The 15483-nt window shown below is 67.8% G+C and carries 12 protein-coding genes; 8 read left to right on the plus strand and 4 right to left on the minus strand.

Annotated elements, in window-relative coordinates:
- Positions 1-394 (minus strand): FAD-dependent oxidoreductase (locus ABZ193_RS40040; protein ID WP_354713940.1); only part of this gene is annotated, 394 nt, incomplete at its 3' end.
- A 106-nt stretch (positions 395-500) separates the two neighbouring features.
- Between ABZ193_RS40040 and ABZ193_RS40045 the strand changes: the two genes are divergently transcribed.
- Together ABZ193_RS40045 and ABZ193_RS40050 are read left to right on the plus strand one after the other, a co-directional pair.
- The gene (locus tag ABZ193_RS40045) at positions 501-1343 is read left to right on the plus strand and encodes a metalloregulator ArsR/SmtB family transcription factor (RefSeq protein ID WP_354713942.1); all 843 of its coding nucleotides are present in this window, start codon (positions 501-503) and stop codon (positions 1341-1343) included.
- A 31-nt stretch (positions 1344-1374) separates the two neighbouring features.
- Positions 1375-2343 carry a DUF4238 domain-containing protein gene (locus ABZ193_RS40050; RefSeq protein ID WP_354713944.1) on the plus strand — a complete coding sequence of 323 codons (969 nt, stop codon included), beginning with the start codon at positions 1375-1377 and terminating at the stop codon, positions 2341-2343.
- A gap of 428 nt (positions 2344-2771) precedes the next feature.
- Here ABZ193_RS40050 and ABZ193_RS40055 read toward each other — a convergent pair whose 3' ends face one another.
- On the minus strand, positions 2772-3548 hold the full coding sequence (locus ABZ193_RS40055; RefSeq protein WP_354713954.1) for a hypothetical protein: 777 nt from the start codon (positions 3546-3548) through the stop codon (positions 2772-2774).
- 715 nt (positions 3549-4263) lie between these two features.
- Between ABZ193_RS40055 and ABZ193_RS40060 the strand changes: the two genes are divergently transcribed.
- The 3 genes from ABZ193_RS40060 to ABZ193_RS40070 all read left to right on the plus strand — a co-directional run bounded on the left by ABZ193_RS40060 (position 4264) and on the right by ABZ193_RS40070 (position 7940).
- Positions 4264-6042 (plus strand): AIPR family protein, encoded by a 1779-nt coding sequence (locus ABZ193_RS40060; RefSeq protein WP_237339583.1) that lies wholly within the window; start codon positions 4264-4266, stop codon positions 6040-6042.
- Between the two features lie 194 nt (positions 6043-6236).
- A complete protein-coding gene (locus ABZ193_RS40065; RefSeq protein WP_237339584.1) occupies positions 6237-6587 on the plus strand; it encodes a hypothetical protein in 351 nt (116 codons plus the stop codon).
- Positions 6588-6590: 3 nt separating this feature from the next.
- Positions 6591-7940: a caspase family protein gene (locus ABZ193_RS40070; RefSeq protein WP_354713946.1), complete on the plus strand. Its 1350-nt coding sequence runs from the start codon at positions 6591-6593 to the stop codon at positions 7938-7940.
- Here ABZ193_RS40070 and ABZ193_RS40075 read toward each other — a convergent pair.
- A complete protein-coding gene (locus tag ABZ193_RS40075; protein ID WP_020421618.1) occupies positions 7937-8515 on the minus strand; it encodes a dihydrofolate reductase family protein in 579 nt (192 codons plus the stop codon). The genes ABZ193_RS40070 and ABZ193_RS40075 overlap by 4 nt on opposite strands.
- A 107-nt stretch (positions 8516-8622) precedes the next feature.
- Between ABZ193_RS40075 and ABZ193_RS40080 the strand changes: the two genes are divergently transcribed.
- A complete protein-coding gene (locus tag ABZ193_RS40080; protein WP_354713948.1) occupies positions 8623-11091 on the plus strand; it encodes a LuxR C-terminal-related transcriptional regulator in 2469 nt (822 codons plus the stop codon).
- On the opposite strand, the gene ABZ193_RS40085 is transcribed toward ABZ193_RS40080, so the two are convergent.
- Positions 11081-12166 (minus strand): ionic transporter y4hA, encoded by a 1086-nt coding sequence (locus ABZ193_RS40085; protein WP_020421620.1) that lies wholly within the window; start codon positions 12164-12166, stop codon positions 11081-11083. The two genes, ABZ193_RS40080 and ABZ193_RS40085, sit on opposite strands and share 11 nt — an antisense overlap.
- A 332-nt stretch (positions 12167-12498) precedes the next feature.
- On the opposite strand from ABZ193_RS40085, the gene ABZ193_RS40090 reads away from it, so the two are divergent.
- Positions 12499-13383 carry a hypothetical protein gene (locus ABZ193_RS40090; protein WP_354713950.1) on the plus strand — a complete coding sequence of 295 codons (885 nt, stop codon included), beginning with the start codon at positions 12499-12501 and terminating at the stop codon, positions 13381-13383.
- A 42-nt stretch (positions 13384-13425) separates the two neighbouring features.
- Complete coding sequence (locus tag ABZ193_RS40095) at positions 13426-15057, plus strand: AMP-binding protein (RefSeq protein WP_354713952.1); 1632 nt, start codon at positions 13426-13428, stop codon at positions 15055-15057.
- The last annotated feature ends 426 nt before the right edge of the window (positions 15058-15483 follow it).

The raw sequence follows: 15483 nt of genomic DNA on the forward strand, positions 1-15483 counted from the left end.
CGTGCACCGTCAGCGGCTCGGTGTCGCGCCCGTGGTCGACCACGCGGTCCCGGCCCCGGCGCGCGACGCCCACCACCTCCGCGCCGAACCGGACGCGGTCGCCCAGCGCGGCGGCCAACGGGGCCAGGTAACGCGCGACCCACTCCTGCCCCGTCGGGTAGTCATTGGCGGCGGGGTGCTCCCAGCCGGTGGCCGCCAGGAGCCGGCCTGCCGCCGGGTCCACCAGCTCCGACCACTGCGAGAACAACCGCACGTGGTTCCACTGCGCCACCGACGCGCCCGCCTGCGGCCCGCGCTCCAGCACCAGTGGCTCCAGGCCCCGCTCCAGCATCTCGGACGCGGCCGCGAGCCCGATCGGCCCGGCCCCCACCACGACGACGGGCAGCTCGCTCATCCCGGCTCCTTTCATCGATCCAGCTCGATTGAGCATCGTTGCGGCAGACTCTATCGACCGGTGTCGATTGATGCAACCATCGATTCGGGTCGATACACTCGTGGGCATGACCACGACTGTCGTGCCCCAGGCCCAGGTCCTGCCGGACGGTGAAGCCGCCACCTACGCCGACTGGTTCGCATGCCTGGCCGAACCGACGCGGGTGCGGCTGCTGCACGCCGTGGCCACCGCGCCCCGGGGGATTACCGTCGGCGCCTTGACCGAGCTGCTCGGGATCAGCCAGTCCACCTGCTCCCACCACGTGCGCAAGCTCGCCGACGTCGGGTTCGTGCAGGTCCGTAAAGAAGGCACTGCCACCATCGTCACGGTGAATGCGGCCTGCTGCGCCGGCCTTCCGCAGGCCGCTGACGCGGTCATGGGGCTGCTCGCGCCGCGTCCGTGCTGCCCGGAAGATGTGCCCGCGGACGTCACCGTGCGAGCCCTGCGTGACGAGGACTGGTCCGCGGTCCGCCGCATCTACGGCGAAGGCATGGCCACCGGCGTCGCGACGTTCGAGACCGCCGTCCCCAGTCGTGCCACCCTCGACGCGAAGTGGATCGACGGGCAGCGGTGGGTCGCCGAGATCGACGGCACCGTGGTCGGCTGGGCCGCCGCCACCCCGGTCTCCACCCGCGAGTGCTACTCCGGCGTCGCCGAAACCTCGATCTACGTCGCGGACGGCTACCGCGGCCGCGGCATCGGCAAGGCCCTCATCCGCCAGCAGGTCATCGCCCTCGACGAGGCCGGCTACTGGACCCTGCAAACCTCCATCTTCACCGAGAACCGCGCCAGCCTCGCCCTGCACCACTCCGCCGGCTACCGCACCATCGGCATCCGCGAACGCATCGCCCAGCGCGACGGCACCTGGCACGACACCGTCCTCCTCGAACGCCGCAACAACATCGCCTGACGGGCCTGGCCAACCTCCTGGGGATTGCTGAATGACCAACGACCACACGGTGCCGAGGATGTATCTCCGGCGCTTTGGCTGGACGCGCAAGCCGGGAAGCAAGCAGTGGTTCGTGCGGGCACGGCGGGTCGACACCTTGGATCGCACGTTCGAGCCGAACGTCGCCAAGATCGCAGCGGTGACTGACTTCTACGGCCCGAAGGTCGAGAAGTTGCTGTGCTTGATCGAAAAGGAAGCCACCCCGGCCTTCGACGCGATGCTGGAAGATCCGCGCAGCGCGCTTCCTCTGTCATGGCCGCTTCCGGAGGAACTTCGGTTCTGGATGGCCTGGTGGGTGGCAGCGCAGATTGTCCGGACGACGCGTCAACGCCGCCGGCTCGAACACCTCACGAGCAACAACACGGCGACCGAGATGGAGATACCCGGCCGAATCAAGTCCTTGGCCGGCCGAGACGTGCACGTTCAGTTCATCACCGACCAGCTCGCCACACTCAGCGCCATCATCTACCAGCGGCCGTGGGGACTGGGATTCAGCGACGTCTGCTTGATGACGAGCGACGTCCCCGTGGTGATTCTCAACGGCCACGACGACGAGAACCAGCTGCTCGCTGCGTCGTACTGGAGCATCATCCTCCCCCTCGACCCCCACCGGTTCCTGTTCCTCCCCGATGCCCACGCATGCGATGAAGATCCCCGAAAACGGGTCGACCACTTGGTCAAGTTCGATGGCGCCATCGGCATTGCCCTCAACGAGGTGCTGTACGCGGCAGCCGACGAGCGGGTGTTTTGTCACCAGGAGCACGATCCCGTCGAACAATGGCGGTTCGAGGGGCCTCGGTTGAAAACCCCGTGGCGCCCTGACGATTCCACCAGCAACCCCGAGTTCATGTTTCAGTACCCGGCCTTGGCGCCGCGGATCGGGATCGAGCGGAGATGGCTCACCGAGCATCCTCGGCCACGCTCTGCACAAGCTGGCGACGCCAACCCACCGGAGGCATGAAGCGCGCCTTCGTGGGCGGGGCCGTCGTCGAGCCTTCGTTTGGCAACGGCGACAGCCGGGGGTGGAGTCGCGAAGAGCTCCGGTCAACGGTCAACCGCAAAGGTCTGGCTACAAGATGCCCCTCTAGGCCGCTCTGCCGGGCGTCTCCAGCAGGCCCACCCGGTCACCGCGTCGCCGAGTAGTGGGCCGCCAAAACGGATCGTGGGTGGAGCGTCGCGGGCGCGCTCGGCAAGTTGATCGCAACGATCCTCGTATGGCTCGCGGGTCATTTCCCGCCCGCTGTCGTGCCGCGGATCGAACGCGGAAAATGCGACCGGGTGACTTTAGTAGCGCCGCCCGCGGCCGAGCGACGTGCATCCGGGCCTGCAGCTTCGCTGAACTGCCCAACCGGACGGCAAGCCGGTGGGGCGTACCTGGGCCGACTGCCGTTACCGAAACTGATCAGCCCTGATGTTCTCCGTCAGGCTGCTGCGGATACGTCTGTGCCGTGTTTCCCGCAGGCCATCGCCCTGAAGCTGTTCGCTCTGCGTCCGTAGCTGGACCTCCGACCGAACCACCTTGACCAGCGATCGCGCTTGCTTAGCGCCGATGCTCAGTCGGGCACGGAGCGTGTCGGCCGAAATTGGCCTCTGGTGGGCCGCGCGGTGGGCCGCGTCTTCTCGTCGCGCTTGCTGCAGGAGCTCCTCCAGCGAACGCTTCCGCGGCGTCGATCGAGAGCTCTGCCGCACGCTGACCTCGTCTCGGTCGACAGCGCGACGCTCAGAGCTGACTTCCGGCCTCTCCGGCGCATGCACATCTGGCTGCTCGGCTCGGACCGGATCGTGGCCGGCCGCCACCAGACTGCTTGCACCAATGGCCTGCAGAAAGCCAGGGCCCACCTCGGCCCAGCCGATCAAGAGGAGCGGCCCCACGGCATCGAACGCAGCCTTTCCGTACTCGCCCGCGACGAGCGGATCCGCGACGTTCAACGCGAGCGTGACCACACTCGCGAACATCAGCAGCCGACGAGCAGGCCGCAGGACCTCCCGGGACGCTCCGGCGAGCGCCAGGTGCCGTGTGCCGAGCAGCAGCCCGAGGATCGAAAGATCGACTGCGGGCGCGACAAGCGGCGCAACCCAGACCGGCACGCCCAGACGAAGGGCGAGGTTGAGAACGTTGCCGAAGCCGAACAGGAACGTCAGTCCAACTACCGTTCCCATGATCATAGTGATGGTTCGAACGATGACCGAGTGCTCGGTCGGTGTCTGCGGCACGGACGTGCAGTCGGGAGTGCACATCAGGCGTCACCACCAGGGTTGTCGACCTGAAAGCTGCCTTCGATCACCAGCATTCCGCTGGAAAACCGCTGGTCAGGTGCGGGACCGTCTGCATGTAGCCCTGCCGGGGGCACAAAACCCCTGGTAGTTCCGTTGACCAGGGGCTTTGTGCTGTTTTGCCCATGCTTAACCCTCGCTTGTCGGCTTCTCATCAGGGGAACAAGGCACCCCTGCGGGACGCGCCGCTATCGGCCGGCAGGAGCAGGGCCTGACCTACACGAGCGACCGACAGCTACACCGAGGGTCGCAGCCCACAAAGATAAAGAAGGCCCTCGCCGAACAGACATATCTCCGAGATAGCGGGGGAAAGCGGCGGTTGCGTCCGTGTGCGACGAACGCATCTTGGCGAGCTCCTGGCGAGCTATCGCCCTGCGTCGGGCCGACGAGATGACGAAAGGTCACCAATTCTCCTCGTTATCCAGCAATTTTCCAACGCCACCCAAACGTCAACGGCACGATGAGCGGCTATCGACGCGAAGATCCACAACCGGTAACCTCCTGTCACTGTCACTGCCGTCACCCGTTGCACTCTCACCTGGGAAATAGCCGGTGTCAGGCGAACGACGAGGGTGTCACTCGCCGCGGGGGATCACGAGGAGGTTTGATGCACACCCTTACAGGCAAGCGTGTTGCGAAATTCGGCCGCGACTTTGGTTTCGAAGGAACCGACGCTGACAAGTTCGAACGATACGTCGCAGCGAACTATCTATTCCAGTACGTTCGCGACGACGTGGAATCGATTGAAAGAACGGTCCTCGGCGGCGGCGAAGACGAAGGCATCGACATTGCGGCAGTAATCGTCAACAACCGAATTGTTTTCGAGCCAGAGGAGATTGATGATCTAATTGCGGGACAGGGTGCAAATTCTTCAAAGGTGATCTTTATCCAGGCCAAGACAAGCGAGTCGTACGACTCGAAGCTCATTGCCAAGTTCCTTCACGGCGTTGAGGCAGTTACAAAGTATGCGATTAAGGCCAACTCGGTGCCACTCCCGCCAAGGCTGGTCGACCTGGCGATCCTCATCGACCGTATTGCGGAGAATGGTGACAAATTCCAGGACAGTCGCATTCCGTGTGAGCTTTACTATGTTACGACTAGTTCCAATGGTGGACAGAGTGCCCAGTCTCAGCTTCAAGTTACAGAAGCGATTGCGCGCATACGCGAACTTGGGGTTTACTCGGAGAGCCTCAGACTTCGCACTCACGGTCACGAAGAGCTCGCCGACAAGCAAAAGGAACGTCACGGGCCTCAGAACGTCCAATTCAACTTCGAGAAGCGACAGACGATCCCAGCGACAGAGAGAGTGAGCGAGGCTTACATCGGCCTTGTATCCGCAGCCGAAATTATGAAGCTGCTGAAAGATAATTTCGGCGAGGTTCGCGCCGGAATATTCGACGACAACGTGCGCCTGGACCTCGGTCCCGACAATACGGTGAACAGCCGGATTATGGGAACGTTACAGTCGGCCGAACGCGAGCATTTCCCTTTTTTGAATAATGGATTGACGATCATTGCGACTGGCCTCCGAGGAAACGGCGACCGATTCTTCATTTCGGGGTATCAAATCGTCAATGGCGGACAAACGAGCCATCAGCTCATCCGCTGGTCGGAAACCGACCAGGTGAAAAATGACCCTCAATTATTGGCCAATCTGTGGATACCTGTTAAGATCGTAAGTTCTAACGACCGTGACGTTCGGACAAGTGTCTCTATCGCAACCAATCTGCAGACTGCGATTGGATCTACAGACATCCAGGCCAGCTCACAAATAGCAAAAAACGTTGAGGAATACTTCGCACAGTCCGGCGCAGACGGCTTGCGCTACGAGCGCCAGAACCGTGGAGCAGCGCTTGAATTTGCCCGTACCCGCGTAGTCGCGACGCCGGAGTTGAACCGCGCTGTGGCCGCAACCCTTTTCGGCGAGTCTTCTCGCGCGATTGGATCACCTAAAGATCTCGAAGTAGAAGGTTCCTTCGTGTGGGGCAATTACCCTGTCGAAACTTATTACTACGCGGCCTGGATCATCTATCGCATTGATAGATATTTCGCGAGAACGCCGGAATCCGCGACACTAAAGGCGGCCAAGTATCACATTGCCATGATGGTGTCGGCGCTGGTTAATCCCGGCCTCATCCCCATCTTTGAGGCTGGCGATGCTGACGCTGCGGCCAAGAAGCTCGAAAATCCAAAAAAGCTCAATTTTCGCATATCCGAGAAGCTTTCCGAGGACATAGAAAATGCCATCACTTCTGCCGCAGAGGTTGCGTCCGCAGAATTCCGAGATGTGCTCGATGAGGGGCGGAGCCTGCGGAAAGATGACGTACGAAGCAGGCGAAGCCAGGAAGCGCTGCTGGAGAGAGTAAAGGCGGTTAGCTCACACTAGCACTAAGCCGGGATGCGATGGTCACCAACCACGGCGCGGCCTTCGCGGATTCTCTAGCTGGCCGAACTGGGCCCGCGACTAGGGGAACCGGCGGCGCGGACGACTCCGTCGAGCTGGCACGAAACCCGGCAATCGCGGCCCGGCGGGCGTCTTGCTCCACTAGAATTCGTGATCTTGAATCGAAGGGAGCGCCGGTGCCGGAATCTCTGGGGTTGTCGGTTGACGGGGACGACCCGGTGGGCGACATCGAGGTTCTCCGTGAGTGGTTGCGGGACGAACCCGAGCTGCGCAAGCACGTCAAGCGGGTCACCTCGCCGCCACCACCCGGTCACATGGGCGAGGTGACCGAACTGGTCATCGCCCTGGCGGGGGCCGGCGGGTTCGTCACGGTGCTCGCCGAGAGTCTCAAGTCCTGGCTGAGCCGGCCGCGCAAGCACGCCGTCACGTTGAAGATCACCAAGCCGGACGGGCAGTCGATCGAGGTCTCGTCCCAGCACGCGAAGGATCTCGACGACCTCCTGCCGAAGTTGCTGAACCAGGACTGACCGATGCGGCTGCCAGATCCGCACCGATCCCGGGCGGTGTTCATCGGCGTCGGCGGTTACCGCCACCTGCCCCAGCTGCGCGGGGTGCACGCGGGCGCGGCGGAACTGCGCGACGTGCTCACGGACGAACGGTACGGTTCACTCGCACCGCGACACTCGTTGCTCGTGCCGGAAAACGCCGGCCGCGAGGAGATCGGGCGGGCGCTCGCCACCGCCGCCGGGGAAGCGGACGACCTCCTTCTGGTCTACTTCGCCGGGCACGGTGTCTACCTGAACGAGCTGTACCTGACCTTCGCCGACACCCGCTCCGAGGAAGTTCGGTTCACCGGCATGGAGTACCGTGTCGTCGCCGATCTCGTCCGCGACAGTGACGCTAGCTCGAAGATCGTGATCCTCGACTGCTGCTACTCCGGCCGGGCGCTCGCGCAGCGGATGTCCGCCGCGACCGACCTGGTCGCCGAGGTGGACATCGAGGGCGCGGCGATCCTGACCTCGGCGCCACCCAACCGGTCCTCGACCGTCCTGGACGGCGAGCGCTACCCCGCCTACACGCTGCGGTTGCTCTACGCGCTCCGGAACGGCATCCCCGACGCCCCCGAACTGCTCAACATCACGGCCCTACACCGGCACGTCCGCCGGGCGGCGAAGGCTCAGGGGCTCCCGGAGCCACAAGCACTCTCACACCTGTCGCTCGACGAACTCGGGCTGGTCCGCAACCAAGCGGTGAGGCCGCAAAAACCGTCCGCGGCGCAACCAGGCACGCGAACGCCCACCCAGCCACTCGCCCCGGCGCCACCGAACACCGGTCCGGTGGCGTTCGAGGACATCGCCCGATCGGCCAAGAGCGCGCAGCCCGCGGAGCGGGCACAGGCGTACCAACAGCTCCTCGGTGAAATCGCCGCCGGGCGTGTCCACCCTGGCCAGATCCACCCCGCCCCGGCTCGTCCCCAGCCACAACCATCTCAAGCGGGGGCCCCACACAAGGGGCTGCGCGCGGCCCTGACGTTCGGCCTCCACCTCGCCTACGGTCCGCTGATGGCGTTCTTCGTCGTCGCCGTCGTGCACGATCTCGTGGCGGGCGACACCACCAGGAGCCCACTCGGCACGACGGGCTACGTCGTGGCCGGGGTGGTACTGATGGCCGTCGCAGCGGTGTTCGTCGGGCTGACCGAGTTCGCCGTACTCCCTCGGAACAAGACCTTCAGCAGCGCGGGAGTCGGCAGCTTCCTCGCCGGTGTGGGTTCGGTTCTGGCCGTGGACCTGACCTTCTGGCCACTGGCGATCAGCGCATTCGCAGTGGGCGGCTGCATCGGGATCATCCGAGCCCTGCGGAGATCTGTGTCGACCACCTAACGCACCACCTCGTACGCCAGGTGCGTCACCCCGTTGCCCTCCACCACCGTGGGGTTGCTCAGGCGCACCGGGACCTTTGCCAGGTTCTCAAACCAGCGGACCCCCTCGCCCAGCAGCACCGGCACCTGGTCCACGTTGATGGCATCCAGCAGGCCCGCGTCCAGGGCCTGCTGCGCGATCTTCGCGCTCGCGATCACCACATCCTTCGAACCCGCCAGGTCGGACGCCACCCGCACCGCCTCCTCGACGCTGGACACGAACGTGAAGCCCTCCGGGACCTCCGCCGGCGTCGAGTGCGAGACCACCACCACCGGGACCCCCATGGGGTGCTTGCCTCCCCAGCCGTGGGTGATGTCGTACAGGTGGCGGCCCGCGATGAGGGCTCCGACCCGCGCCATCGCCGCCTTCATGTAGTCCGCGCTCGCCGGCGACATGCGGAACGTCGCCCACTCCACGGCCGTCGGGACCTCCACCTCGCCGTTGCCCATCCAGCCGAACAGCAGGTCGATGCCATCGCCGGGGTCGGCGATGAAACCGTCGAGGGACATGGACATGTTGGCGATGACCTTGCTCATCTTCGTTCTCCTCCGTCTCGTGAACCGGACACCCATGACCCTGCCGGTCGAACGAGCCGGAAATATCGGCCACCTGGCCACCATCCGGGGTGGCACACTGATCCGCGATGTCAGCCACCCCGCCCCCGCAGCTCACCCCCTTCATCGGGCGCTCCGAAGAGCTGCGGGCGCTCGCCGCGGAGCTCGCCGCCAACCGCCTGGTCACCGTCGCCGGGCCGGGCGGGTGCGGCAAGACGCGCCTGGCCCTCCAGGTGGCCGGTACCCACGACGACGTGCGCTGGGCCGACCTCACCACCACCAACGACCCGACCGTCGTGCCGGAACTCCTCGCCGCGGCCACCGGCACCCTGCTCACCCCGGACCACGGCTCCCTGGCCCGCCAGATCGGCGACCGCCGGATGCTGCTCTGCCTCGACAACTGCGAGCACGTCCTCGCCGCCGCCGCGGACGCCGCCCTCGAACTGATCACCACCTGCCCCAACGTGACCGTCCTCGCCACCAGCCGGGAACCGCTGGGGGTGCCCGGTGAGCGCGTCTGGCGGGTGCCCTCGCTCAACGCCGCGGACGCCGCCGCGCTCTTCATGGCCCGCTCCGGCGCCCCGGACACCGGCGCGACCACCACGCTGTGCGCCCGGCTGGACGGGATCCCCCTCGCGATCGAGCTGGCCGCGGCCTGGTCCGGCACCCTCACCGTCGCCGAGATCCTCGACGGCCTCGACGACCGGTTCGCCCTCCTGGTCCGCGGACCACGCGGCGTGGCGGCCCGGCACCAGACGCTCGCGGCCTCCATGGCGTGGAGCCACGACCTGCTCGACGAACCCGACCGCGTCCTCTTCCGCCGCCTCGGCGTCTTCTCCGGCGGCTTCACGCTCGACGCGGCCGCAGGCGTGTGCGGGCCGCGGATGGAAGTCCTCACCGGCCTCGGCAGGTTCGTCGACAAGTCGCTCGTCATCGCCGACACCACCGGACCCACCACGCGGTACCGGATGCTGGAGACGATCCGCCAGTACGCCCTCGCCAAGCTGGCCGCCGCCGGTGAAACCGACGAGGTCCGCGACCGGCACCTGGACACGTTCGGCGCGATCGTCGAGGCAGCCGCGCCGCTGCTCGACACCGACAAGGACGCGTGGCGCGCGGCGGTGGGCCCGGACCAGGAGAACCTGCGCGCCGCCATCGAGCACGGCCTCGCCGCGGACGACCCGGACCGCGGACGGAGGCTGGCCGCCGGGCTCGCATGGCTGTGGCACCTCAACGGCCGCGGCCACGAGGGCATCGCGTTGCTGCGCCGGGCCATCGACCGCGGCCCGGACGGCACCGAGCTGCAGGCCCGGCTGCTGACCGGGCTCGCACTCGTCGCCGACACCACCGGGCTGGACAACGACGCCGCCCGGACCGCGCTGGAGATCGTCCCCGACGACGGAATGGCCACGCTCCTCAGCGCGCTCGGCGAACTGGCCAGGGACTTCGACACCGCGGCCAAGCTCGCCGAACAGGCCCGCGCGAACGAAAACGGCTTCGTGCGCGACGGCGCGACCGCGTTGCTGGGCATCATCGCCCACCTCCGCGACGACCACGCGACCGCCGTGCCGCTGCTGGAAACCGCGGTTTCCGGCCTGACCAGCCGACGGGACCGCGGGGTCGCGTCGACCGCGTTGTCGTTCCACGCGGCGAGCGCGCTCTACACCGGGCAGGTGGCGCAGGCCAGGGAACTCGCAGCCGAGGCCGTGCGCATGGCGCGGCCGCTGGAGGACTACCACCGCATCGGGTCCGCGACGAGCGTCTTCGCACTGGTCGAGGGGACCGCCGGGAACCTCGACGCGGCGCGGGCCGCGCTCGATCCGATGGTCCGGCTGGTCTACGGCGCCAAGTCACCGCCGTTCGTGCCGGGCCTGGCCAGGGCGAAGGGCTGCCTGCACCTGTGGTCCGGTGAACCGGCCGAGGCCGCCGACTGGTTCCGGCATGACGGCACCCCGGCCGCGCTCGTCGGGCTCGCCGAGGCGCTGCGGCTCAGCGGGAACCCGGAAGAGGCGGCGGAAGTGTGCGAGCGCGCCCTCACCGCCGCCCGGCAGGCCGGGATGCCGAAGGTGATCGCCGACGCGCTGGAGCAGTCCGCGTTCCTGTCAGATTCCGAGGACCTGCACCACGAAGCACTCGCCATCCGCCTGGGGCACGGGCTGTGGCTCAACTGCGTCAGCAGCCTGGAAGCACTCGCCGACGAGCCGCTGCGGCAGGCGTGCGAACGCGCGAAGCGGGACATGGGCCTGCCGCACGGGCCAGTGGCCGGGAACGCGATGGAGCTGCGCGAGGCCATCGACTACGCCCGTCGCGCGCGGGGGAAGCGCGGCCGCCCGGCGAGCGGCTGGGCCAGCCTGACGCCCACCGAGGAGAGCGTGGTGCGCCTGGCCGTGCAGGGGCTGAACAACCCGCAGATCGCGACCCGGCTGTTCATGAGCCGCAGCACGGTCAAGACGCACCTGTCGCACATCTACGCCAAGCTCGGCGTCACGAACCGCACCGAGCTGGCGGCGGCCAGTGCCGACCGCCCGGCGGCCCCCGGCGCTCCGGTCAAGGGTTGACGGCCAGGAAGATGAAGCTCGCGAGCAGGGCGAGGTGGACGCCGCCCTGCAGGGGTGTGGCGCGGCCGGGCACGACGGTCAGCACGCCGGTCACCACGGTGAGCGCGAGCAGCACCAGGTGGGTGCTGCCGAGGCCGAGCACCAGCGTGCCGGGCAGCCAGATCGAAGCGAGCGCGATCGCCGGGATGGTGAGGCCGATGCTCGCCATCGCCGAGCCGAGCGCCAGGTTGAGGCTGGTCTGGATGCGGTCGCGCAGGGCGGCCCGCACCGCGGCGAGGGTCTCCGGGAGCAGCACCAGCAGGGCGATCACCACGCCGACCACCGCGTGCGGGAGGCCGGCGTTGTCCACCCCGGCCTCGATCGCCGGGGACACCACCTTCGCGTCGCCGACCACAGCCACCAGCGCGACCAGCAGGAACGCCAGGCTGAACCAGGCGGCGCCGGAACTGGGCGGCTCGGCGTGTTCGTCGGCGCCCTGCTTGACCGGCAGGAAGTAATCGCGGTGCCGGTAGGTCTGCATCGCGACGAACAGGCCGTACAGCACGAGCGACGCCACGCCCGCGAACGCCAGCTGGGCCGGGGAGAACTCCGGGCCGGGGCGGCTGGTGGTGAAGGTCGGCAGGACCAGGCTCAGCGTGGCCAGCGTCGCGACGGTCGCGAGCGCCGCGCCTGCGCCCTCCGCGTTGAACACGGCGACCCGGTGCCGCAGCGCGCCGACCAACAGGGACACGCCGAGGATGCCGTTGCAGGTGATCATCACGGCGGCGAACACGGTGTCGCGTGCCAGCGTGGCGCTCTTCGCCCCACCGTCAGCCATCAGAGTGACAATCAAGGCGACTTCGATCACCGTGACGGCGACGGCCAGCACGAGCGACCCGAACGGTTCCCCGATCCGGTGAGCCACGACCTCCGCGTGGTGGACCGCGGCGAGCACGGCCGCCGCCAGGCACAGCGCGACCACGATGACGAGCGGCAACGGGAGTTCGCGGCCCCAGCTCAGCACCAGCGCGACGACGGCGACCAGCGGGGCGAGGACGGTCCAGTCGGTCAGCCGGGATCGGATGCGCGCGCCCACGGGCCCACACTGCCACAGAGATCCGCAAGGGGCCGGGCTTGCGCGCGACGCCGGTGTGTGATGCCCTTTCACCCCTGGGTGGGTTGTTCTCGCGCGCTGAAGCGACCTGTGTCACACCGGGGTACCGATCTTGGCCCCCGGGCCGATAGAAAGCGCGACGGCTCGACGCGGAACGACCTGGACGAGTGACGAGAAAGGTACGCCCTGTGACGACAGGTGCCCACAGCCTGGGAACCGGAAGCGGGGCGACGACGGTCGCCGAACTGCTCGCGCGCAGTGATCGCCCGGTTCGCCGGCGTCACAGCCGTGTCCCCGCGCCTTCTCCCGCCGAGATGACGATGCCGACCATGGTCGCCGCCATCTCCGTGCTCGACTCGAAGTCCCCGCGCCGCCTGGAGCGCCCGCCGGTGGCGAGCACCGCCGGGATGCGGGTGTTCGGGACCGGTTCGTTCGGTTCGGCAGGCACGGTCGGCGCCACGCTGCGCGGCTCCGACGAAGGCGGCGCCGGCCGGACCACGGCGCCCGGCTCGATGACCGGTGAGCAGACGCCCGCCGCGCTCGCGACCACGCCCGTCGCCCCGGCTCCTCCTGCCGCCCCGGTCCCGCCTGCCGCGGAGGTCGTCGCTGAGGTCAAGGCGGCGCAGACGATCGTGTTCGAGGCGTGCATCCCGGACGCCGAGCCGGCCGAGCCGCTGATCGTGCCGGTCGACGAGGGCGCTGACGCGCAGCCCGCCAAGGAGCGGCGCAACCGGCCGCTGATCCTGGCGACCGCGAGCGCCGGGCTGACGCTGGCCGGCGCGATGCTGGTCGGCGGGTGGATCGCCGGGCCGGGTGGGACGGCCGAGCCGGTCAGCCTGGCAGGCGGGCACGCCGCGCCGCAGGAGCCGACCGTGGCCGGGCAGGACGACGCCGATGACGCCGTGCCGCCCGCGGGCCAGTTCACCGGCATCCTGCCGATCGCCGCGACGAAGCAGGCCGCGCCGCAGACGTCGACGCCGAAGGCCACCGCGCCGGCGACGAAGAAGACGACGCAGCAGGCGGCTCCGAAGCAGACCCGGCAGCAGGCGCCGCAGCCGCGGTACTCGGTGCCCCAGTACTCCGTGCCGCACTACGAAATCCCGGACTGGCGCGACTACGAGCGCCACTACGAGTACGACTACGACGACGGGCACGACCGCGACCGCCACTACGACCGGGACGGACGGCGCCACCGCTGACCTGTTGACGCCCGCACCGGCCGCGGCGGATCATCGCCGGTGATGAGCGTCTACGACGACAGGCCGTGGCTGGCGCGGTACGCGCCGGGGCAGCCGGCGGGGATCACCGTCGAGCACGAGAGCGCGCTGGCCATGTTCCGGGCGTCCGTGGCGCTGGATCCGGACGCGGACATCCTGCGGTACTTCGGCGGCCGCATCACGCTGCGCGAGCTGGACGAGCTGACCGATGCGTTCGCCGCGGGCATCACCGACGCCGGGTTCCGTCCCGGCGAGCGGGTCGCGATCTACGCGCAGAACGTGCCACAGTTCGTGATCGCACAGGTCGGCACGTGGAAGGCGGGCGGCATCGCGGTGTCGGTCAACCCGATGAACCGCGGACGCGAACTGGGGCAGCTGCTGGCCGATTCGGGCGCGACGGTGCTGGTGACGTTGCAGTCGCTGTGGCACGAGGTGGCGGCGGAGGTGGTGCCGGGGACCGCGGTGCGGACGGTGCTGACGACGTCCGAACTGGAGTACCGCGCGGAGCCCGGTTCGCCGGTGGAGTGCCCGGGAACCGTTGACCTGGCGGGGATGCTGGCGCGGTTCCGGGGCGTGACGCCGCCGCCGGTGACGCTCGGACCGGACGACATCGCGTTCCTGACGTACACCTCGGGCACGACGGGCCCGCCGAAGGGCGCCATGACGACGCACCGCAACGTCGTCTTCAACGCCCAGACCTACCGGGACTGGGTGGGGTTGGGCGCGGACGACGTGATCCTCGGGGTGGCGCCGCTGTTCCACATCACCGGGCTGATCGGGCACATCGCGGTGGCCCTGCTGGTCGGCGCACCGCTGGTGTTGATGCACCGCTTCGACGCGGCGCGCACGGTGGAGACGGTGCGCGCGGAGCGGGCGACGTTCACCGTCGGGTCGATCACGGTGTTCATCGCGTTGATGAACGTGCCCGACGTCGATCGGGAAGCGCTGGCTTCGCTGCGGAAGATCTACTCGGGCGGGGCGCCGATCCCGCCGAGCACGGTGAAGGCCTTCCAGGCGATGTTCGGCGCCTACATCCACAACTGCTACGGGCTGACGGAGACGACATCGCCGTCGCACGCGGTCCCGTTCGGGGTGGAAGCGCCGGTGGACCCCGCTTCCGGCGCGTTGTCGGTCGGGGTGCCGGTGTACGACACGGTGGTGCGGGTCGTCGACGAGGACGGCCGGGAGCTGCCCGCAGGCGAGGTGGGCGAGCTGGTGACGTCCGGGCCGCAGGTGGTGGCCGGGTACTGGGAGAAGCCGGCGGAGACGGAGAAGGCGCTTCCCGGCGGACGCCTGCACACCGGCGACGTCGGGTACATGGACGCACAGGGCTGGTTCTACGTGGTGGACCGGAAGAAGGACCAGATCAACGCGGGCGGGTACAAGGTGTGGCCGCGCGAGGTCGAAGACGTGCTGTACGAACACGAAGCCGTGCGGGAAGCCGCGGTGGTCGGCGTCCCGGACGAGTACCGGGGCGAGACGGTCAAGGCGTTCGTCAGCCTGCGGCCCGGGTTTGCGGTCACGGCGGAGGAATTGATTTCGTTTTGCAGGGAACGCATGGCGGCGTACAAGTACCCACGCCAGGTGGAGTTCCTGGAGGAACTGCCGAAAACCGTGTCGGGCAAACTACTGCGACGCGCACTGCGCAGCAGTTGATCTTTGAACCAAAACCCGAGCTGGGTGGTCATCCCGTCGCCTGACACGCAACGATCACCTTGAGCCAGGGCCGCAACCCCGGCCGCCAACCGGCGGCCGAACATGCCAACCTTGCGGCCCTGGCTCAAGGTGATATGCACAAACCGGAAGGCGACGGGATGACCACCCAGCGACCCACTGCACGAGGTGGGACGAGGCACCCAACCCCTGGTCATCCCGGAGCCTGCCCGTCCGGCGAGGACTCTTTTGATCTTTAAAACGCCGCTTGACACGGCGAAGAGCCCGCCCTGCGGGCGGGAAAAGCGCCTCACGGCGCCGGAAGGTCACCTTCCGACCACCCCCGCCCCCGATGCCTGATTGTGTTTCAGTCGCCGAGCAGGGTTGTCAAGGCGGGAAAGCGTGCCTTGACAACCCTGGTCGGCGACT

Origin of the sequence: Amycolatopsis sp. NPDC006125 (genome assembly GCF_040614195.1) — a bacterium.
Classification (GTDB): Bacteria; Actinomycetota; Actinomycetes; order Mycobacteriales; family Pseudonocardiaceae; genus Amycolatopsis_E; species Amycolatopsis_E tucumanensis.

Excerpts from the sequence above, each read along its gene's own strand:
- ABZ193_RS40080 (WP_354713948.1), top strand. The coding sequence starts at position 8,623 with ATGTCAGCCACCCCGCCCCCGCAGCTCACCCCCTTCATCGGGCGCTCC.
- ABZ193_RS40050 (WP_354713944.1), top strand. The coding sequence starts at position 1,375 with ATGACCAACGACCACACGGTGCCGAGGATGTATCTCCGGCGCTTTGGC.
- ABZ193_RS40090 (WP_354713950.1), top strand. The coding sequence starts at position 12,499 with ATGACGATGCCGACCATGGTCGCCGCCATCTCCGTGCTCGACTCGAAG.
- ABZ193_RS40055 (WP_354713954.1), bottom strand. The coding sequence starts at position 3,548 with ATGATCATGGGAACGGTAGTTGGACTGACGTTCCTGTTCGGCTTCGGC.
- ABZ193_RS40075 (WP_020421618.1), bottom strand. The coding sequence starts at position 8,515 with ATGAGCAAGGTCATCGCCAACATGTCCATGTCCCTCGACGGTTTCATC.
- ABZ193_RS40060 (WP_237339583.1), top strand. The coding sequence starts at position 4,264 with ATGCACACCCTTACAGGCAAGCGTGTTGCGAAATTCGGCCGCGACTTT.
- ABZ193_RS40095 (WP_354713952.1), top strand. The coding sequence starts at position 13,426 with ATGAGCGTCTACGACGACAGGCCGTGGCTGGCGCGGTACGCGCCGGGG.
- ABZ193_RS40045 (WP_354713942.1), top strand. The coding sequence starts at position 501 with ATGACCACGACTGTCGTGCCCCAGGCCCAGGTCCTGCCGGACGGTGAA.
- ABZ193_RS40070 (WP_354713946.1), top strand. The coding sequence starts at position 6,591 with ATGCGGCTGCCAGATCCGCACCGATCCCGGGCGGTGTTCATCGGCGTC.